Below are 16,442 nucleotides of genomic sequence, written 5' to 3'. Positions count from 1 at the left end.
ATTGTCCAATTTATGAGAAAAAAACATCGCCGGAGGCAATGTGCATGACTTCGCCTGACGGCAGCGTAAGTACGAGCCGGCCGTCATCTTCTATAGCGGAAAAAATCCCCGAGAGCGATCTGTCCGAAAAATTTACGGTTATCTGGCTGCCGATGCCTTTAACATGGTGCTTCCAGTCATCGACGACGCGTGAAACCCCACGCCCCTCGTCCCACTCCTCCAGCACTATTGCCATCTCCTGCAGAAGATGCGCGAACAGGCTGTCTGCCGAACTCGATGCGCCTTCGCTATTCAGTGTCGCGGCAGGGTAAAGCGGGTTCTCCGGTTTGTGGGCAATGTTGACGCCGCAGCCGATAACGACGGCATAACGACCATCCGGCAGATTTTCCGCTTCTATGAGAATACCCGACACCTTGGCGGCATCGATCAGCACGTCGTTCGGCCACTTGATCCGGATACGCTCGCCGGCCCATGGCATTTCATCCGCAATCGCGCGGTAAAGCGCCAATGCAACAGCGATCGGCAGGGAGCCGATCGCTGAGAGCGGTGCAGGATCGATCAACAAAAGCGATGCGTAGAGATTACCGGCCTCGGAGATCCAGGCGCGTCCACGACGCCCCCGTCCGCCAAGCTGTCTGCGCGCCGTGACCCAGACATTACCTGGGTCACCGGCGCGCGCCAGTTCCATGCAAACCGTGTTGGTCGACGAGACGTCACCAAGCGCCTGGTGCCGAAAGTTGTCGACACCGTAGCGCCCCCGTCCCATCGCCATCAGAACAGCGCTGCAGCTGCCGCTTCAGCTGCCGTACCAATAAAGCCGCCGAACAACACGTAACCGATCACGAACACGCCGGACAGGCCGAAGACAATAGCCAGACTGCCGGGCACCCGCGCAAACTCACGTGTCGGCGCATCAAACCACATCAGCTTGACGACGCGGAGGTAGTAGTAAGCACCTACGACCGAGGCGAGAACACCGACGACCGACAGCACATAAAGACCGGCCTTGATGGCAGCGACGAAGACGAAATACTTGGCGAAGAAGCCAGCCAGCGGCGGAATGCCGGCCAGCGAGAACATCAGCGCGGTCAGCACAGTCGCCATCATCGGGTTGGTGGACGACAGACCTGCAAGGTCATCGACACGTTCAAGCGCCTCCCCGTCCTTGTTGCGCATCGACAGGATGATGGCAAACGCGCCCAGCGTCATGACGAGGTAAATCGTCATGTAGAGAACCACGCCGGAGATGCCTTCCTGGCTGCCCGCCGCAAGGCCTACGAGCGCGTAACCCATGTGACCAATCGAGGAATAGGCCATCAGCCGCTTGATGTTCGTCTGGCCGATAGCGGCAAACGATCCGAGCACCATCGAAGCAATCGACATGAAAACCACGATCTGCTGCCAGTCAGCCGAGATCGGCTGGAATGCATCGATGACGACGCGGACGAAAATCGACATCGCAGCGATCTTCGGAGCACCGGCCAGGAAGGCCGTTACCGGGGTCGGCGCACCTTCATAGACATCGGGCGTCCACATGTGGAATGGCACTGCCGAAATCTTGAACGCAACACCGGCGAGCACGAACACAAGGCCGAACACCAGACCAAGCGAGCGAGTCTCGCCTGCAAGGATCTCGGCAATCTGGACGAAGCCGGTATGGCCGGTGAAGCCGTAGACCAGCGACATACCGTATAGCATCAGGCCCGACGACAGAGCGCCTAGCACGAAATACTTCAGACCGGCTTCTGTTGAACGCGCCGATTCACGATTCATCGCGGCGACGACATAAAGCGCCAGCGATTGCAGTTCGAGCGACATATAGAGGGAGATGAGATCGTTGGCGGAAATCATCAACATCATGCCGAGGGTCGCAAGCACGACCAGAACCGGATACTCAAACTTGTCGATCTTCTCGGCCTTGGCCAGACCCGAAGACATGTAGAGGGCCACACCGGAACCGATCAGCGCCAGCACCTTCATGAAGCGCGAGAACCCATCCGTGCGGAACGCTCCACCGTAGGCCAGGCCTTCGGCAGGTACCCAGACGATCCAGATCGCGGTCACAACAAACAGCAGGATCGCCAGCCAGGTGACGGTAGGCGCCGCCCTGGCTCCAGAAAACACACCAATCATCAGAAGCACCATGGCGCCTACCGCGAGAAATATCTCCGGCGCCGAGAGGCTTAGACTTGCGAGAATGGTATCAGCAGTCATTTTGCAAAGTCCCGTGATCAGTGCGCCGCCGAGGCGACATCATTCGCTGCCTGAATAGCGGCGGAATAGTTGTTGACGAGCAGGTCGACCGAAGCCGCCGTCGCATCGAAGACCGGAGCCGGATAGACACCGAAGAAGATGGTCAGCGCGACCATCGGATACAGGATCAGCTGCTCGCGCGGCGAAAGGTCGAACAGCTTCTTCAAGCTTTCTTTCTCGAGCGCGCCGAAAACGACCCGGCGATAGAGCCAGAGTGCATAGCCCGCCGACAGGATGACGCCGGAGGTGGCAATCAACGCAACCCAGGTATTGGCGCGGAAGACGCCAATCAGGGTCAGGAATTCACCGATGAAACCAGACGTGCCCGGAAGGCCGACATTGGCCATGGTGAAGACCATGAATGCGACAGCATACTTCGGCATGTTGTTGACCAGGCCGCCATAAGCGTCGATCTCGCGGGTATGCATCCGGTCGTAAACCACGCCGACGCAAAGGAACAGTGCACCGGAGACGATGCCGTGCGACAGCATCTGGAAGATCGCACCCTGCACGCCCTGAACGTTGGCGGCAAAGATACCCATCGTCACATAGCCCATGTGGGCAACAGACGAATAGGCGATCAGCTTCTTCATGTCGTCCTGCATCAACGCCACCAGCGAGGTGTAGACGATGGCAATGACCGACAGCGAAAACACGAAGGGCGTGAAATACTCGGAGGCCAGCGGGAACATCGGCAGCGAGAAGCGCAGGAAACCGTATCCGCCAAGCTTCAGCAGGATGCCCGCCAGGATCACCGAGCCTGCGGTCGGCGCCTGAACGTGCGCATCCGGCAGCCAGGTATGTACCGGCCACATCGGCATTTTCACCGCAAAAGACGCGAAGAACGCGAGCCAAAGCCACGTCTGCATGCCCTCCGGGAACTTGTGGCCCAGCAGCTGGGTAATGTCGGTGGTGCCGGCATTCCAGTACATCGCCATGATGGCGAGCAGCATCAGCACGGAGCCGAGCAGCGTGTAGAGGAAGAACTTGTAGGAAGCGTAGACACGATCCTTGCCGCCCCAGACACCGATGATGATGAACATCGGAATCAGGCCTGCTTCGAAGAACACGTAGAACAGAACGATGTCGAGCGAGATGAACACGCCGACCATCAGCGTTTCCAGCAGCAGGAAGGCGATCATGTATTCCTTGATGCGCTTCTCGACCGAGAACCAGCTCGCGAGCACGCAGAACGGCATCAGGAAAGTCGTGAGGATCACGAACAGCATCGAAATGCCATCCACGCCGACATGATAGGAAATGCCGCTTGTCAGCCAGTTGGCTTTCTCCACGAACTGGAAGCCGGCGTTCGAATTGTCGAACCCGATCCAGATCAGCAGCGAAAGCAGGAAGGTCACGACGGTCGTTGCAAGCGAGATGTAAAGAACATTCTGCCGTCCGGCATCGCTATCGCTGCGCATCAGCAGCAGCAGGCCAGCACCCACCAAAGGCAGGAAGGTTACTAGCGAAAGAAGAGGCCAACCGGACATCAGAGCGAACTCCCGAGCATCATCCAGGTTACAAGGGCTGCAATGCCGAGGAGCATTACGAAGGCGTAGTGGTAGAGGTAGCCTGTCTGGAGACGGACCGCACGACCTGTTATATCGATGACGCGCGCCGCAACTCCGTCGGGGCCGAGGCCGTCTATGACGGTTCCGTCGCCCTGCTTCCACAGGAAGCGACCGAGCCACTTGGCCGAGCGTACGAAAAGAAGGTCGTAGAGCTCATCGAAATACCACTTGTTGAGCAGGAACTGATAGAGCCCCCGATGCTGGTTCGCGAGGTACGACGGTACCCACGGTGAGCGGATGTAGAACACCCAGGCCGTGAACAGACCGACCACCATGGCGACGAACGAAGACCATTTCACCCAGAGCGGGACGTGATGGTAGTGTTCGAGGATCTCGTTGGTCGGCAGCGTGAAGAGCGCTCCCTTCCAGAATGCGAGATATTCGGCACCAAAGAAGTTGTCGTGGAACAGGAAGCCGGCAAACAGTGCACCAACAGCCAGGAGGTAAAGCGGAACCAGCATGACATTCGGAGATTCGTGCACGTGATGCATAACATCATGGGGAGCACGCGGCTTGCCGAAGAAAGTCATGAAAATCAGGCGCCACGAGTAGAAGCTCGTGAATACCGCAGCGATCACAAGCAGCGTAAACGCGAAGGTCGAGAGCGGGTTATGGGCGGCAAAGGAAGCCTCGATGATGGCGTCCTTGGAAAAGAAGCCGGCTGTACCAACGAGCGTGCCCGGTATACCAACGCCGGTGATGGCAATCGTGCCGATCATCATAGTCCAGAACGTCTTCGGGATGTGCTTGCGCAGGCCACCCATGTAACGCATGTCCTGCTCGTCCGACACGGCGTGGATTACAGAACCCGCGCACAGGAACAGCAGAGCCTTGAAGAAGGCGTGCGTAAAGAGATGGAAAATTGCCGCGCCATACGCGCCGACGCCAAGCGCCACGAACATGTAGCCGAGCTGCGAACAGGTCGAGTAAGCGATGACGCGCTTGATGTCGTTCTGGACCAGGCCGACCGAAGCCGCGAAGAAAGCGGTGATCGCGCCCACCAGCGTCACGACCGTCAGAGCGGTGTGTGACAGTTCGAACAGTGGCGACATGCGGGCGACGAGAAACACGCCTGCGGTCACCATCGTTGCGGCATGAATGAGGGCCGAAACCGGTGTCGGGCCTTCCATGGCGTCAGGCAACCAAGTGTGCAGCAAGAACTGCGCCGACTTGCCCATGGCCCCCATGAACAACAGCAGGCAGATACCGGTAATGGCACCTGCCCGATCGAGCTGCAGGCCAAAGAGGTTGATGACCACATCGGTCATGGCACCGTGCTCGGTAGTTGCGGCTGCGGCCGTTTCGGCGCCGTGTTCGGCAACGGCCGGCAGGTAGGTCGCGGCAGCTGCGAAAATCGAATCCAGATTGACCGAGCCGAACAGCACGAAGATACCGGCAATACCGAGAATGAACCCGAAGTCACCGACGCGGTTGACGATGAACGCCTTCATCGCGGCGGCATTTGCCGAGGGCTTCTTGAACCAGAAACCGATCAACAGGTAGGACGCCAGACCCACGCCTTCCCAGCCAAAGAACATCTGCAGCAGGTTGTTGGCTGTCACGAGCATCAGCATCGCAAATGTGAACAGCGACAGATAGGCGAAGAAGCGCGGGCGATGCGGATCGTGATGCATGTAGCCGATCGAATACAGATGCACCAGGCTCGACACCGTGTTGACCACGACGAACATCACGGCCGTCAGCGTGTCGATACGCAAGGCCCATTCGACATCGATGCCGCCAGACTGCACCCAACGCAGAACAGGGATGGTGAAGAGCTCCTGATCGCCAAGGGCGACATTGAAGAACACCACCCATGACAAGGCAGCCACGATCAGCATCAATCCGGTCGTGATGTATTCGGATGCTTTTGCACCGATGGAGTTGCCGCCGAGGCCGGCGATGATCGCGCCGAGAAGTGGCAAGAAGACAATAAGCTTGCTGTAGATGATCATAGCCTTCTCAGCCCTTCATCATGTTGACGTCTTCGACCGCGATCGTGCCCCGGTTACGATAGAAGACGACGAGTATTGCAAGACCGATGGCCGCTTCAGCCGCAGCAACAGTCAAAATGAACAGCGCGAACACCTGGCCGGTGATGTCGTTGAGGAACGACGAGAAAGCCACCATGTTGATGTTCACCGCAAGCAGCATCAGCTCGACCGACATCAGGATGACGATGACGTTCTTGCGGTTCAGGAAGATACCGAACACGCCAAGCATGAAGAGGATTGCGCTGACGGTGAGATAATGGCCGAGAGTGATTTCCATGACTTTGTTCCTTCGCCTTCCTTAAAGGCCCTGACCGGGCTTCGGGTTGACGATCGAAATTGCGGTTTCGGGCGAACGGGCGACCTGACGGGCGATGTTCTGCCGCTTGATATCGGTGCGGTGCTTGAGGGTCAGGACGATCGCACCGATCATCGCAACCAGCAGCACGAGACCGGCAATCTGGAAGAAATAGACGTAGTGGGTGTAGAGCACATCGCCGAGAGCAGCCGTGTTGGTCCTGGTCTCAACCGACGGGATCGGCATCGAAATGCTCTTTGCCACGTCTGGGGTGAATGAGGAGCCGCCGATCACGATGATCAGCTCAGCTGCCACGATCAGACCAACCAGCACGCCGATGGGGGCGTATTCCAGCGCGGAAGCCCGGAGTTTGGCAAAGTCGATGTCCAGCATCATGACGACGAAGAGGAACAGAACCGCGACCGCGCCGACATAAACGACCAGCAGGATCATCGCCAGGAACTCCGCCCCCAGAAGCAGAAACAAACCTGCCGCATTGACGAAGGTCAGGATCAGGAACAACACGGAGTGAACCGGGTTCTTCGCCCAGATGACCATGAATGCCGACGCCACAGCGACGAAAGCAAACAAATAGAAAAACAGAGCCTGCAGACCCATTTTGGCGCCTTTTTCTTCGCGGGGAAGTCCGTTTCAGAACCCCTGCCCGTCCAATGTCCGGCCTATCCGCCGGATGCTAGTGTAGGAGGCCCAGGCGAGTGCCGGGGCCAATGTTCTGTATCACCGATAGGGCGAATCCAGCGCAATGTTGCGCGCTATTTCCCGTTCCCACCGGTCGCCGTTCTCAAGAAGCTTTTCCTTGTCGTAGTAAAGCTCTTCACGGGTCTCGGTGGCGAATTCGAAATTCGGTCCCTCAACGATCGCATCGACCGGGCATGCTTCCTGGCAGAAACCGCAATAGATGCACTTCACCATGTCGATGTCGTAGCGCACCGTCCGGCGGGTGCCGTCGTTGCGGCGCGGTCCGGCCTCGATGGTGATCGCCTGAGCGGGACAGATGGCCTCGCAAAGCTTGCAGGCAATGCAACGCTCTTCACCGTTCGGGTAACGACGAAGCGCGTGCTCGCCACGGAAGCGCGGGCTGATCGGCCCCTTCTCGAAGGGGTAGTTCACAGTTGCTTTCTGCGAGAAGAAATAGCGCATCGTCAGAAAAAACGCGTGCACGAATTCTTTCAGGAACAGCGAACGGACAGTCTGTGTAATAGCCGCCATCGTCTATTCTCCCTTCATTCCAAAATTCCGAGCGACCATCATGCCCATCCCATCAACTTGAGGACGAAAGCGGTGATGACGACCATGGCCAGCGAGATCGGCAGGAATACCTTCCAGCCCAGGCGCATCAGCTGGTCGTAGCGGTAGCGCGGAACGAAAGCCTTCACCATGGCGAACATGAAGAACACCATCGATGCCTTGAGCACGAACCAGATGATGCCCGGTACCCAGTTGAACAGCCAGAAGTCCACCGGCGGCAACCAGCCCCCAAGGAAAAGGATGGTGGTCAGGCTGCACATCAGCACGATTGCGGCATATTCGCCAAGCATGAACATCATATAAGGCGTGGAGCCGTATTCGACCATGAAGCCGGCAACCAGTTCCGATTCCGCTTCCGGCAGATCGAATGGAGGACGGTTGGTCTCCGCCAGCGCTGAGATGAAGAACACGATGAACATCGGAAACAGCGACAGCCAATGCCAATCGAGGAACGAGTTCGGCATGCCGAGACGTGTCCCGAGGCCATCCTTCTGGGCAAGCACGATATCGGTGAGGTTCAGCGAACCGACGCAAAGCAAGACGGTGACAATGACAAAGCCGATCGAAACTTCGTACGACACCATCTGGGCTGCGGAGCGTAGCGCACCGAGGAATGGATATTTGGAGTTGGACGCCCAGCCACCCATGATAACGCCATAGACCTCAAGCGAGGAAATGGCGAACACATAGAGGATGCCGACATTGATGTTGGCGATCACCCAATTGTTGTTGAGCGGGATAACGGCATAAGTGGCTAGCGCGAGCGTCACGGCTACCAATGGCGCGAGAAGAAACACGGCCTTGTTGGCGCCGGACGGTATAACCGGCTCCTTGAAGACGAACTTCAAAAGATCGGCGAAGGACTGGAAAAGTCCCCACGGACCCACCACATTCGGTCCGCGGCGCAGCTGAACGGCAGCCCAGATCTTGCGGTCGGCGAGCAGGATGAAAGCGATAAAAACCAGAAGCGCGACCAGAAGCAGGAGCGACTGCCCCGCCATGATCAGCCCCGGCCAGACATAGGTCGATAAAATTGCGTCCATAATCCCTAATCCCTCGCGCCTATTCGGCCGCAGCCTTGAAGTTGTTGCGGGCCAATGCAGAGCATTCAGCCATCACAGCCGAAGCGCGCGCTATCGGGTTCGTCAAATAGAAGTCTTTGACCGGAGAAGCAAATCCGGATTTGCCCATTTTCCTCGGTTTTTTCGCAACCGCGAGAATTTCATCGCCCGAACCCGGCTTGATTTCGTCGAGTTCAGCAAAATGCGGGAAAGCCGCATAGAGCTTGGAACGCAATTGTGGAAGCGAATCAAAGGGCAAGCGCTTGCCGAGGACATCCGACAGAGCACGAATGATCGCCCAATCTTCCTTGGCTTCTCCCGGCGCGAAATTGGCTCGATTGCCCATCTGGACGCGACCTTCGGTGTTAACCCAGGTGCCGGACTTTTCGGTATAGGCAGCGGCCGGCAGGATCACATCGGCATGCTGGGCGCCATTGTCGCCGTGCGAGCCGATGTAAACGAGCAGGTTGGTCGCCTTCTTGGTAAGGTTGAGCTCATCTGCACCAAGCAGGAAGAGCACATCCATCGTGGCAACCTGGGTGGCCGCATCGATGCCTGTCTCGCCTGGAACAAAACCGAGGTCGAGGCCGCCAACACGGGCCGCAGCCGTGTGCAGCACAGCGACGCCGTTCCAATCACCCTTCACGGCACCGACCGTTTCGGCGAGGCCAGCAATGGTCGCAAGAATGCCACGGCCATCGGCACGGGCGAGTGCGCCCTGCCCGACGATGATCATCGGTTTCTTGGCCTTCTTCAGCTTGGCGGCGAACTTGTTGGTCCCGTCGACCAGTTCGGAAAGCGTTTCGGTGCCGGCACCAAGATACTCATAGTCGTAGCGCAGTTCGCCAGCTTCACCGATCACGCCGATCGGGAATTCACCGCGGCGCCAGCGCTTGCGAATACGAGCATTGAGAACTGCCGCTTCAAAACGGGGATTGGCGCCAACGATGAGAAGTGCGTCGGCTTCATCGATGCCCGAAATCGTTGGATTGAAGATGTAGCTTGCGCGACCCAGCGACGGATCGAGCTGCGCGCCATCCTGGCGGCAGTCGAGATTCTCGGAGCCGAGAGACCGCAGGAGCTCGCCCAGCGCATACATTTCCTCGACGGTGGCCAAATCGCCGGCAATCGCGCCAATCTTGTCACCGGACGTCGCAGCGACCGCAGATTTGATGGTTGCGAAGGCTTCCGGCCAGGTGACCGGCACCAGGCGGCCATCCTTGCGGACATATGGGCGATCGAGACGCTGGGTCTTCAGGCCATCCCAGATGAAGCGCGACTTGTCGGAAATCCACTCTTCGTTGATGTCTTCGTTGACGCGCGGCATGACGCGCATCACTTCACGGCCGCGCGTATCGATGCGGATCGCCGAACCAAGCGCATCCATCACATCGATGGACTCAGTCTTGTTCAGTTCCCAAGGACGCGCGGTGAACGCAAACGGCTTGGAGGTCAGCGCGCCAACCGGGCAAAGGTCAACAACGTTGCCCTGCAGCTCGGAGGTCATCGCCTGCTCGAGATAGGTGGTGATCTCGGCATCTTCGCCACGGCCGATCAGGCCGAGTTCAGCAATACCGGCAACTTCGGTGGTAAACCGTACGCAGCGCGTGCAGTGAATGCAGCGGTTCATCACCGTACTGACCAGCGGACCGATATACTTGTCCTCGACCGCACGCTTGTTCTCGCTGTAGCGCGAGGCGTCGACGCCGAAGGTCATCGCCTGGTCCTGCAGGTCGCATTCGCCGCCCTGGTCACATATCGGGCAATCGAGCGGGTGGTTGATGAGCAGGAACTCCATCACCCCTTCGCGGGCCTTCTTGACCATCGGGGTGTTGGTAAACACCTCCGGGAGTTCGCCGTTCGGGCCTCCGCGTACGTCGCGCACGCCCATGGCGCAGGAAGCAGCAGGCTTGGGCGGTCCGCCCTTCACTTCTACCAGACACATGCGGCAATTGCCGGCAACCGACAGCCGCTCGTGAAAACAGAAGCGCGGAACTTCGGCGCCAGCCTCTTCGCACGCCTGCAATAGCGTGAAATGATCGGGAACCTCGATCTCTTTTCCGTCAACTTTCAGCTTCGCCATTTCAGCCTTCCAACAGCGCTTTCGCCTGGCCCGCCCAATTATCGCGGATTACCCGGTTGTCCAGGCCAAGCATTTCGTCAATCCTGCGCATTTCGGCGTCATCCCAGTTTGCGATTGCCGCAAACGAGTTGACGCCCATGCTCTTCAGCATCTTTTCCAGTTTCGGGCCTACGCCCGAAATCCGCTTCAGATCATCCGCCTGAACGGCACGACCCTTTTTCACCACACGCAACGGCACAACAGTCGCCGCGGTCGCGTCATTCTCTTTCGCCGCGGCGCTCTTATCCGCGCTCGCATCCAGCGAGTTCGCCGTCACGCCCATCAGGGCGCCGGCCATCTGGGCCGTGAAGTTCAGTCCCATTGCCGTCATCATAGTCATGACAGCGGCCTGATCGACGAAGAAACGGGCGGAAGCATCAGCGAGGCTCGCAAAATCAGCCGGAGCGACCGGATCTCTTGCAATACTGCCTCTCTCCGAGCCCTCGCCTGTCAAATGTTTACTCCGCCGCTTCCAGAACGGCGCCGTGCGCCGTTGCATTGTGCGTGTATTCATCGATCCGCTTTTCGATTTCCGGGCGGAAATTGCGGATCAGCCCCTGGATCGGCCATGCAGCGGCGTCGCCAAGCGCGCAGATCGTATGGCCTTCCACCTGCTTGGTCACTTCCATCAGCATGTCGATCTCGCGCTTCTGGGCATTGCCCTTCACCATGCGCTCCATCACCCGCATCATCCAGCCGGTACCTTCCCGGCATGGCGTGCACTGGCCACAGCTCTCGTGCTTGTAGAAAGCCGACAGCCGCCAGATTGCCTTGATGATGTCGGTCGAGCGGTCCATGACGATAACAGCGGCAGTGCCGAACGACGACTTGACGTCGCGCATGCCGTCGAAATCCATCGGTGCATCGATGATGTTTTCGGCTGTCACGACCGGGCAGGACGACCCACCGGGAATGACGGCCAGAAGATTGTCCCAGCCGCCGCGAATGCCGCCGCAATGGCGCTCGATCAGCTCACGGAAAGGAATGCCCATGGCTTCTTCGACCGTGCAAGGCCTGTTGACATGACCGGAGACCATGAACAGCTTGGTGCCGACATTGTTCGGCCGGCCGATTGCCGAAAACCAGCCAGCGCCGCGGCGCAGAATGGTCGGAGCAACCGCGATGGACTCGACGTTATTGACCGTGGTCGGGCAGCCATAAAGACCCATATTGGCCGGGAACGGCGGCTTCAGACGCGGCTGGCCCTTCTTGCCTTCGAGGCTTTCGAGCAGAGCGGTTTCCTCGCCGCAGATATAAGCGCCGGCACCGTGATGGACGTAAATGTCCATATCCCAGCCGTTCTTGTTGTTCTTGCCAAGCAAACCGGCATCGTAGCATTCGTCGATGGCAGCCTGCAGCGCTTCGCGTTCGCGGATATATTCGCCGCGCACGTAGATATAAGCGACATGCGCGCCCATCGCGAAAGAGGCAACCACGCAGCCTTCGATCAGCGTATGCGGATCGTGGCGCATGATATCGCGGTCCTTGCAGGTACCGGGCTCGGATTCGTCGGCGTTGACCACGAGATAGTGCGGGCGCCCGTCGCTTTCCTTCGGCATGAAGGACCATTTCAGACCCGTCGGGAAGCCCGCGCCACCACGGCCGCGCAGACCTGAAGCCTTCATCTCGTTGATGATCCAGTCGCGACCCTTTTCGAGGATCTGCTTGGTACCATCCCAATGGCCGCGTGACATCGCGCCCTTCAAGGACTTGTCCTTGAGGCCGTAGATATTGGTGAAAATACGATCCTTGTCGTCCAGCATCACTTCTATCCTTACCGCGGCTTCTTACCGAAGACCTTGATATACTCCGCCTCGCCGCCCTTGGCCAAGGCGTCAGCCTGCTTGACCCAGTCGTCGCGGTCGATCCGGCCCTTGAAGTTCAGATAGCCGTCGACCCAGTCGCGTTCGGCCTGCTTCCAGCCTGCCACCTGCGCAAAGGTGTATATTCCCAGTTCGTTGAGAATTCCCTCGATCTTGGGACCGACACCGGAAATCATCTTGAGATCGTCCGGCTGGGAGGGTTTTTCGATGCCGGCGGGACGGTTCGGATCGTCCAGCGACGGCTTGGCCGAATCTGTCGGCGCTACGGCGGCAACCTCTTCAGCAGCGGCGGATTTAGTCCGCGCAACCTTAGGCTTGGGATCCGGCGTCGTCAGCGTCGTCAGACCACCGATCGGTGCGGAAAAGACGCGATCGATCTGCGGCCCAGGCTTGACCTCGGAGGCGCGACCGGCTTCGAAGCGTTCGATGACGTATTCGAGCTGGCGCGGGGTGAGGTCTTCAAAGGTATCCTTGAAGATCGCCACCATCGGCGCATTGACGCAGGCGCCGAGACATTCGACCTCTTCCCACGACAGCGTACCATCGGCATTCAGGTGGTGGGGCTGCGCGTGAATCTTGGACTTGCAGACCGAAATCAGGTCCTCAGCGCCACGCAGCATGCACGGTGTCGTTCCGCAGACCTGAATATGGGCGCGCGTGCCGACCGGCTGCAACTGGAACTGGGTATAGAACGTGGCAACCTCGAGAACACGGATATAGGCCATGCCGAGCATGTCGGCGATCGACTCGATTGCCGCCTTGGTAACCCAGCCGTCCTGTTCCTGCGCGCGCATGAGCAACGGAATAACAGCAGACTGCTCCCGGCCCTTCGGATACTTCTTGATCGTTGCCTTGGCCCAGACCGCATTGTCCTTGCTGAATGCAAAGCTTGCCGGCTGGACGCTATCCTCGGCTAATCGACGTACGGACATTCGCTTACACGCCCTATCACTTGATTTCGCCACACTGCGAACGGGTCAGGTTGACCATCTCGCATGCGTAACCCGTTGAATCTTTCTGAAGGAAGACCACGAACTTCTTTCCATTCGGAATAGCAGCCTTGATCTCGTAGCCCTCAGACAGCAACCTCCCCATGGAGGCGCCTTCGAAACTCGTCAAGGCCTGACCTGCCTCCTGCGCCGAGGCGATGGAAGAAAAACCGATCAGACCGGCAACGAGCAAAAGTCTCGACATCAGCGGTCGACCTCGCCGAACACGATGTCGAGCGAGCCAAGAACCGCTGAAATATCCGCCAACTGATGACCCTTGCAGAGGAAATCCATCGCCTGCAGATGGGCATAACCCGGAGCGCGGATCTTGCATCTGTAGGGCTTATTGGTGCCGTCGGCGACCAGATACACGCCGAATTCTCCCTTGGGAGCTTCGACGGCTGCATAGGCCTCGCCGGCGGGAACATGATAGCCTTCGGTGTAGAGCTTGAAATGGTGAATCAGCGCTTCCATTGAACGCTTCATCTCACCGCGCTTCGGCGGCACGACCTTGCCATCATCGGAAGACACCGGACCGGTCTTGGCATCGCCGAGCAGACGGTTGACGCATTGCTTCATGATGCGGTTGGACTGGCGCATTTCGTACATGCGGATGAGGTAACGATCGTAACAGTCGCCGTTCTTGCCGACCGCGATGTCGAATTCCAGATCCGAATAGCACTCGTAGGGTTGCGACCGACGAAGGTCCCAGGCAGCCCCCGAACCGCGCACCATCACACCGGAGAAGCCCCAGGCCCATGCATCCTCAAGTGACACGACACCGATGTCGACGTTGCGCTGCTTGAAGATACGGTTGCCGGTCAAGAGGCCTTCGATATCGTCAATTTTGGCATCGAACTGGTCGCACCACTTGCCGATATCTTCGACGAGTTCCGGAGGCAGGTCCTGGTGGACGCCACCCGGACGGAAATAGGCCGAGTGCATGCGCGCGCCACAAGCGCGCTCGTAAAACACCATCAGCTTTTCACGCTCTTCGAAGCCCCAAAGCGGCGGCGTCAGCGCGCCGACGTCCATGGCCTGCGTCGTGACGTTCATCAGGTGCGACAGGATTCGGCCGATTTCCGAATAGAGCACGCGGATCAGCTGGCCACGGATCGGGATCTCGATGTTCAGCATCTTCTCGACGGCCAGGGCGAAAGCATGTTCCTGGTTCATTGGCGCGACGTAGTCGAGCCGGTCGAAATATGGAACAGCCTGAAGGTAGGTCTTGGTCTCGATCAGCTTTTCAGTTCCGCGATGCAGCAGACCGATATGCGGATCGACGCGCTCCACGATTTCGCCGTCCAGTTCGAGAACGAGACGCAGAACCCCGTGCGCGGATGGATGCTCCGGGCCGAAGTTGATCGTGAAGTTGCGGACATTATGTTCTGTCATGGCGACGCGCTCCCGCGCTCAATAGAATGTCTGGCAAAGCCTGCAAAAAGCCGTGGGGCTCTCCTGCTCACTTGGCCTTTTCGTCTCCGGGCAGCACGTAATCGGTGCCTTCCCATGGCGAAAGAAAATCGAAATTGCGGAATTCCTGTCTCAACTCGACCGGTTCGTAAACGACCCGCTTGACGGAGTCGTCATAGCGAACCTCGACAAGGCCGGTGGTCGGGAAATCCTTGCGCAGCGGAAAGCCCTCGAAACCATAGTCCGTCAGGATACGACGCAGATCGGAATGGCCAGCAAAAGGAATACCGTACATGTCCCAAGCTTCGCGCTCGAACCATTCTGCACCCATGTAAAGACCGGTCAACGACGGGACGGATTCGTCTTCCGCGACAGCCACCTTAACCCGGATCCGCATGTTCTGCTTTGGCGAAAGCAGATGAACAACAACATCGAAACGCTTTTCACGAGCAGGCCAGTCGACTCCGCAGAGATCGATGAAGCTGACGAACTTGCAGCGCTCGTCATCGCGCAAGAAGGTCAGCAGCTCGACATAGGATTCCAGCTGCGTGGTGAGTGTCAGTTCGCCATAGGCGATTGCCGCGTCGGAAACAGCTGCTCCACGGCTTTCGCGGAGATATACCGCGAGATCTTCAAGAGAAGTCGTCATGTCCGATCTCCCTCAGCGCTCGATCGTGCCGGTGCGGCGGATTTTCTTCTGCAGCAGAAGCACGCCGTAAAGCAACGCCTCGGCGGTGGGGGGACAGCCCGGCACGTAGATATCTACGGGTACCACGCGGTCGCATCCACGCACGACAGAATAGGAATAGTGATAGTAGCCGCCGCCGTTGGCGCACGAGCCCATGGATATCACATAGCGAGGCTCCGGCATCTGGTCGTAGACCTTGCGAAGCGCAGGCGCCATCTTGTTGGTCAGGGTGCCGGCAACGATCATTACGTCCGACTGACGCGGAGAGGCGCGCGGCGCGACGCCGAAGCGCTCCATGTCATAACGAGGACCGGAAACCTGCATCAGGCCTTCCACCGCGCAGCAAGCCAGACCGAACTGCATCCACATCAGCGAGCCTGTACGGGCCCAGGTGATCAGGTCTTCGGTAGCGGTGACAAGAAATCCCTTGTCGGCCAGCTCGTTGTTGATCTCACCGAAGAAGGCATCGTTGGCGCCAACCGGCTTGCCGGTGGACGGATCGATGATGCCCTTGGGCTGCGGCGCAACAAGCGCCGCGTTAGAGGAGGTCACGCCCATTCGAGCGCTCCTTTCTTCCATTCATAGATAAAGCCGATGGTCAGCACACCAAGGAAGACCATCATCGACCAGAAGCCGAACCAACCGACAGCACCGAAAGAAATGGCCCACGGAAACAGGAACGCGACTTCGAGATCGAAGATAATGAAGAGGATCGAGACCAGATAGAACCGGATGTCGAACTTCATGCGCGCGTCGTCAAATGCGTTGAATCCGCATTCGAACGCTGACAGCTTTTCCGAATCGGGAGCCTTGAATGCCACGACAAAAGGCGTGACCAACAGCGCGATACCGATAACGAGAGCTATGGCGATGAAGATGGCGATTGGCAGATAGGAGCCGAGTAATGCAGTCATTTCAATCCAACCCCGCTTGCCGCGCACACGATAATGCAGCTTGCGATCGT

At 58.4% G+C, this 16,442-nt stretch carries 17 protein-coding genes; all 17 read right to left on the bottom strand.

Features of this window, described 5'->3' with window-relative positions; genetic code table 11:
* Window positions 1–10: 10 nt before the first annotated feature.
* Entirely contained in the window at window positions 11–772 is a 762-nt protein-coding gene (locus JJB09_RS12450; protein WP_201658275.1) for a biotin--[acetyl-CoA-carboxylase] ligase, read from the bottom strand.
* Window positions 772–2,214, bottom strand: a complete 1,443-nt coding sequence (nuoN, locus tag JJB09_RS12445) for an NADH-quinone oxidoreductase subunit NuoN (protein ID WP_201658272.1) — start codon at window positions 2,212–2,214, stop codon at window positions 772–774. Before nuoN ends, JJB09_RS12450 begins: the two co-directional genes overlap by 1 nt.
* A 17-nt stretch (window positions 2,215–2,231) precedes the next feature.
* Complete coding sequence (locus JJB09_RS12440) at window positions 2,232–3,743, bottom strand: NADH-quinone oxidoreductase subunit M (RefSeq protein WP_201658269.1); 1,512 nt, start codon at window positions 3,741–3,743, stop codon at window positions 2,232–2,234.
* On the bottom strand, window positions 3,743–5,779 hold the full coding sequence (gene nuoL / locus JJB09_RS12435; protein ID WP_201658266.1) for an NADH-quinone oxidoreductase subunit L: 2,037 nt from the start codon (window positions 5,777–5,779) through the stop codon (window positions 3,743–3,745). The genes JJB09_RS12440 and nuoL overlap by 1 nt, the downstream gene beginning before the upstream one ends.
* Window positions 5,780–5,786: 7 nt before the next feature.
* Window positions 5,787–6,095, bottom strand: a complete 309-nt coding sequence (gene nuoK / locus JJB09_RS12430; RefSeq protein WP_201658263.1) for an NADH-quinone oxidoreductase subunit NuoK — start codon at window positions 6,093–6,095, stop codon at window positions 5,787–5,789.
* A 21-nt stretch (window positions 6,096–6,116) separates the two neighbouring features.
* Window positions 6,117–6,731 carry an NADH-quinone oxidoreductase subunit J gene (locus JJB09_RS12425; RefSeq protein ID WP_201658260.1) on the bottom strand — a complete coding sequence of 205 codons (615 nt, stop codon included), beginning with the start codon at window positions 6,729–6,731 and terminating at the stop codon, window positions 6,117–6,119.
* A 120-nt stretch (window positions 6,732–6,851) separates the two neighbouring features.
* The gene (gene nuoI / locus JJB09_RS12420; RefSeq protein ID WP_201658257.1) at window positions 6,852–7,343 is read right to left on the bottom strand and encodes an NADH-quinone oxidoreductase subunit NuoI; all 492 of its coding nucleotides are present in this window, start codon (window positions 7,341–7,343) and stop codon (window positions 6,852–6,854) included.
* 38 nt (window positions 7,344–7,381) lie between these two features.
* The gene (gene nuoH, locus JJB09_RS12415) at window positions 7,382–8,425 is read right to left on the bottom strand and encodes an NADH-quinone oxidoreductase subunit NuoH (protein ID WP_201658254.1); all 1,044 of its coding nucleotides are present in this window, start codon (window positions 8,423–8,425) and stop codon (window positions 7,382–7,384) included.
* A 19-nt stretch (window positions 8,426–8,444) separates the two neighbouring features.
* Complete coding sequence (gene nuoG, locus JJB09_RS12410) at window positions 8,445–10,526, bottom strand: NADH-quinone oxidoreductase subunit NuoG (protein ID WP_201658251.1); 2,082 nt, start codon at window positions 10,524–10,526, stop codon at window positions 8,445–8,447.
* Window position 10,527: 1 nt separating this feature from the next.
* Window positions 10,528–10,905: a helix-hairpin-helix domain-containing protein gene (locus JJB09_RS12405; protein WP_201658249.1), complete on the bottom strand. Its 378-nt coding sequence runs from the start codon at window positions 10,903–10,905 to the stop codon at window positions 10,528–10,530.
* A 118-nt stretch (window positions 10,906–11,023) separates the two neighbouring features.
* Complete coding sequence (gene nuoF, locus JJB09_RS12400; protein ID WP_201658247.1) at window positions 11,024–12,328, bottom strand: NADH-quinone oxidoreductase subunit NuoF; 1,305 nt, start codon at window positions 12,326–12,328, stop codon at window positions 11,024–11,026.
* Window positions 12,329–12,339: 11 nt separating this feature from the next.
* Window positions 12,340–13,320: an NADH-quinone oxidoreductase subunit NuoE gene (gene nuoE, locus JJB09_RS12395; protein WP_201658245.1), complete on the bottom strand. Its 981-nt coding sequence runs from the start codon at window positions 13,318–13,320 to the stop codon at window positions 12,340–12,342.
* A gap of 16 nt (window positions 13,321–13,336) precedes the next feature.
* Complete coding sequence (locus JJB09_RS12390; RefSeq protein WP_201658243.1) at window positions 13,337–13,582, bottom strand: hypothetical protein; 246 nt, start codon at window positions 13,580–13,582, stop codon at window positions 13,337–13,339.
* The gene (locus JJB09_RS12385; RefSeq protein ID WP_201658241.1) at window positions 13,582–14,772 is read right to left on the bottom strand and encodes an NADH-quinone oxidoreductase subunit D; all 1,191 of its coding nucleotides are present in this window, start codon (window positions 14,770–14,772) and stop codon (window positions 13,582–13,584) included. The genes JJB09_RS12390 and JJB09_RS12385 overlap by 1 nt, the downstream gene beginning before the upstream one ends.
* 67 nt (window positions 14,773–14,839) lie before the next feature.
* The gene (locus JJB09_RS12380; RefSeq protein ID WP_201658239.1) at window positions 14,840–15,439 is read right to left on the bottom strand and encodes an NADH-quinone oxidoreductase subunit C; all 600 of its coding nucleotides are present in this window, start codon (window positions 15,437–15,439) and stop codon (window positions 14,840–14,842) included.
* A 12-nt stretch (window positions 15,440–15,451) separates the two neighbouring features.
* Window positions 15,452–16,036 carry a NuoB/complex I 20 kDa subunit family protein gene (locus JJB09_RS12375; protein ID WP_201658237.1) on the bottom strand — a complete coding sequence of 195 codons (585 nt, stop codon included), beginning with the start codon at window positions 16,034–16,036 and terminating at the stop codon, window positions 15,452–15,454.
* Window positions 16,027–16,392 (bottom strand): NADH-quinone oxidoreductase subunit A, encoded by a 366-nt coding sequence (locus JJB09_RS12370; RefSeq protein WP_201658234.1) that lies wholly within the window; start codon window positions 16,390–16,392, stop codon window positions 16,027–16,029. Before JJB09_RS12370 ends, JJB09_RS12375 begins: the two co-directional genes overlap by 10 nt.
* Window positions 16,393–16,442 lie beyond the last annotated feature (50 nt).

Origin of the sequence: Phytoamicus setariae (assembly GCF_016722925.1) — a bacterium.
GTDB classification, from domain to species: domain Bacteria; phylum Pseudomonadota; class Alphaproteobacteria; order Rhizobiales; family Rhizobiaceae; genus Rhizobium_E; species Rhizobium_E setariae.
The sequence above is the reverse complement of the archived record's forward strand: the minus strand, read 5'-3'. Positions and strand labels throughout refer to the sequence as shown.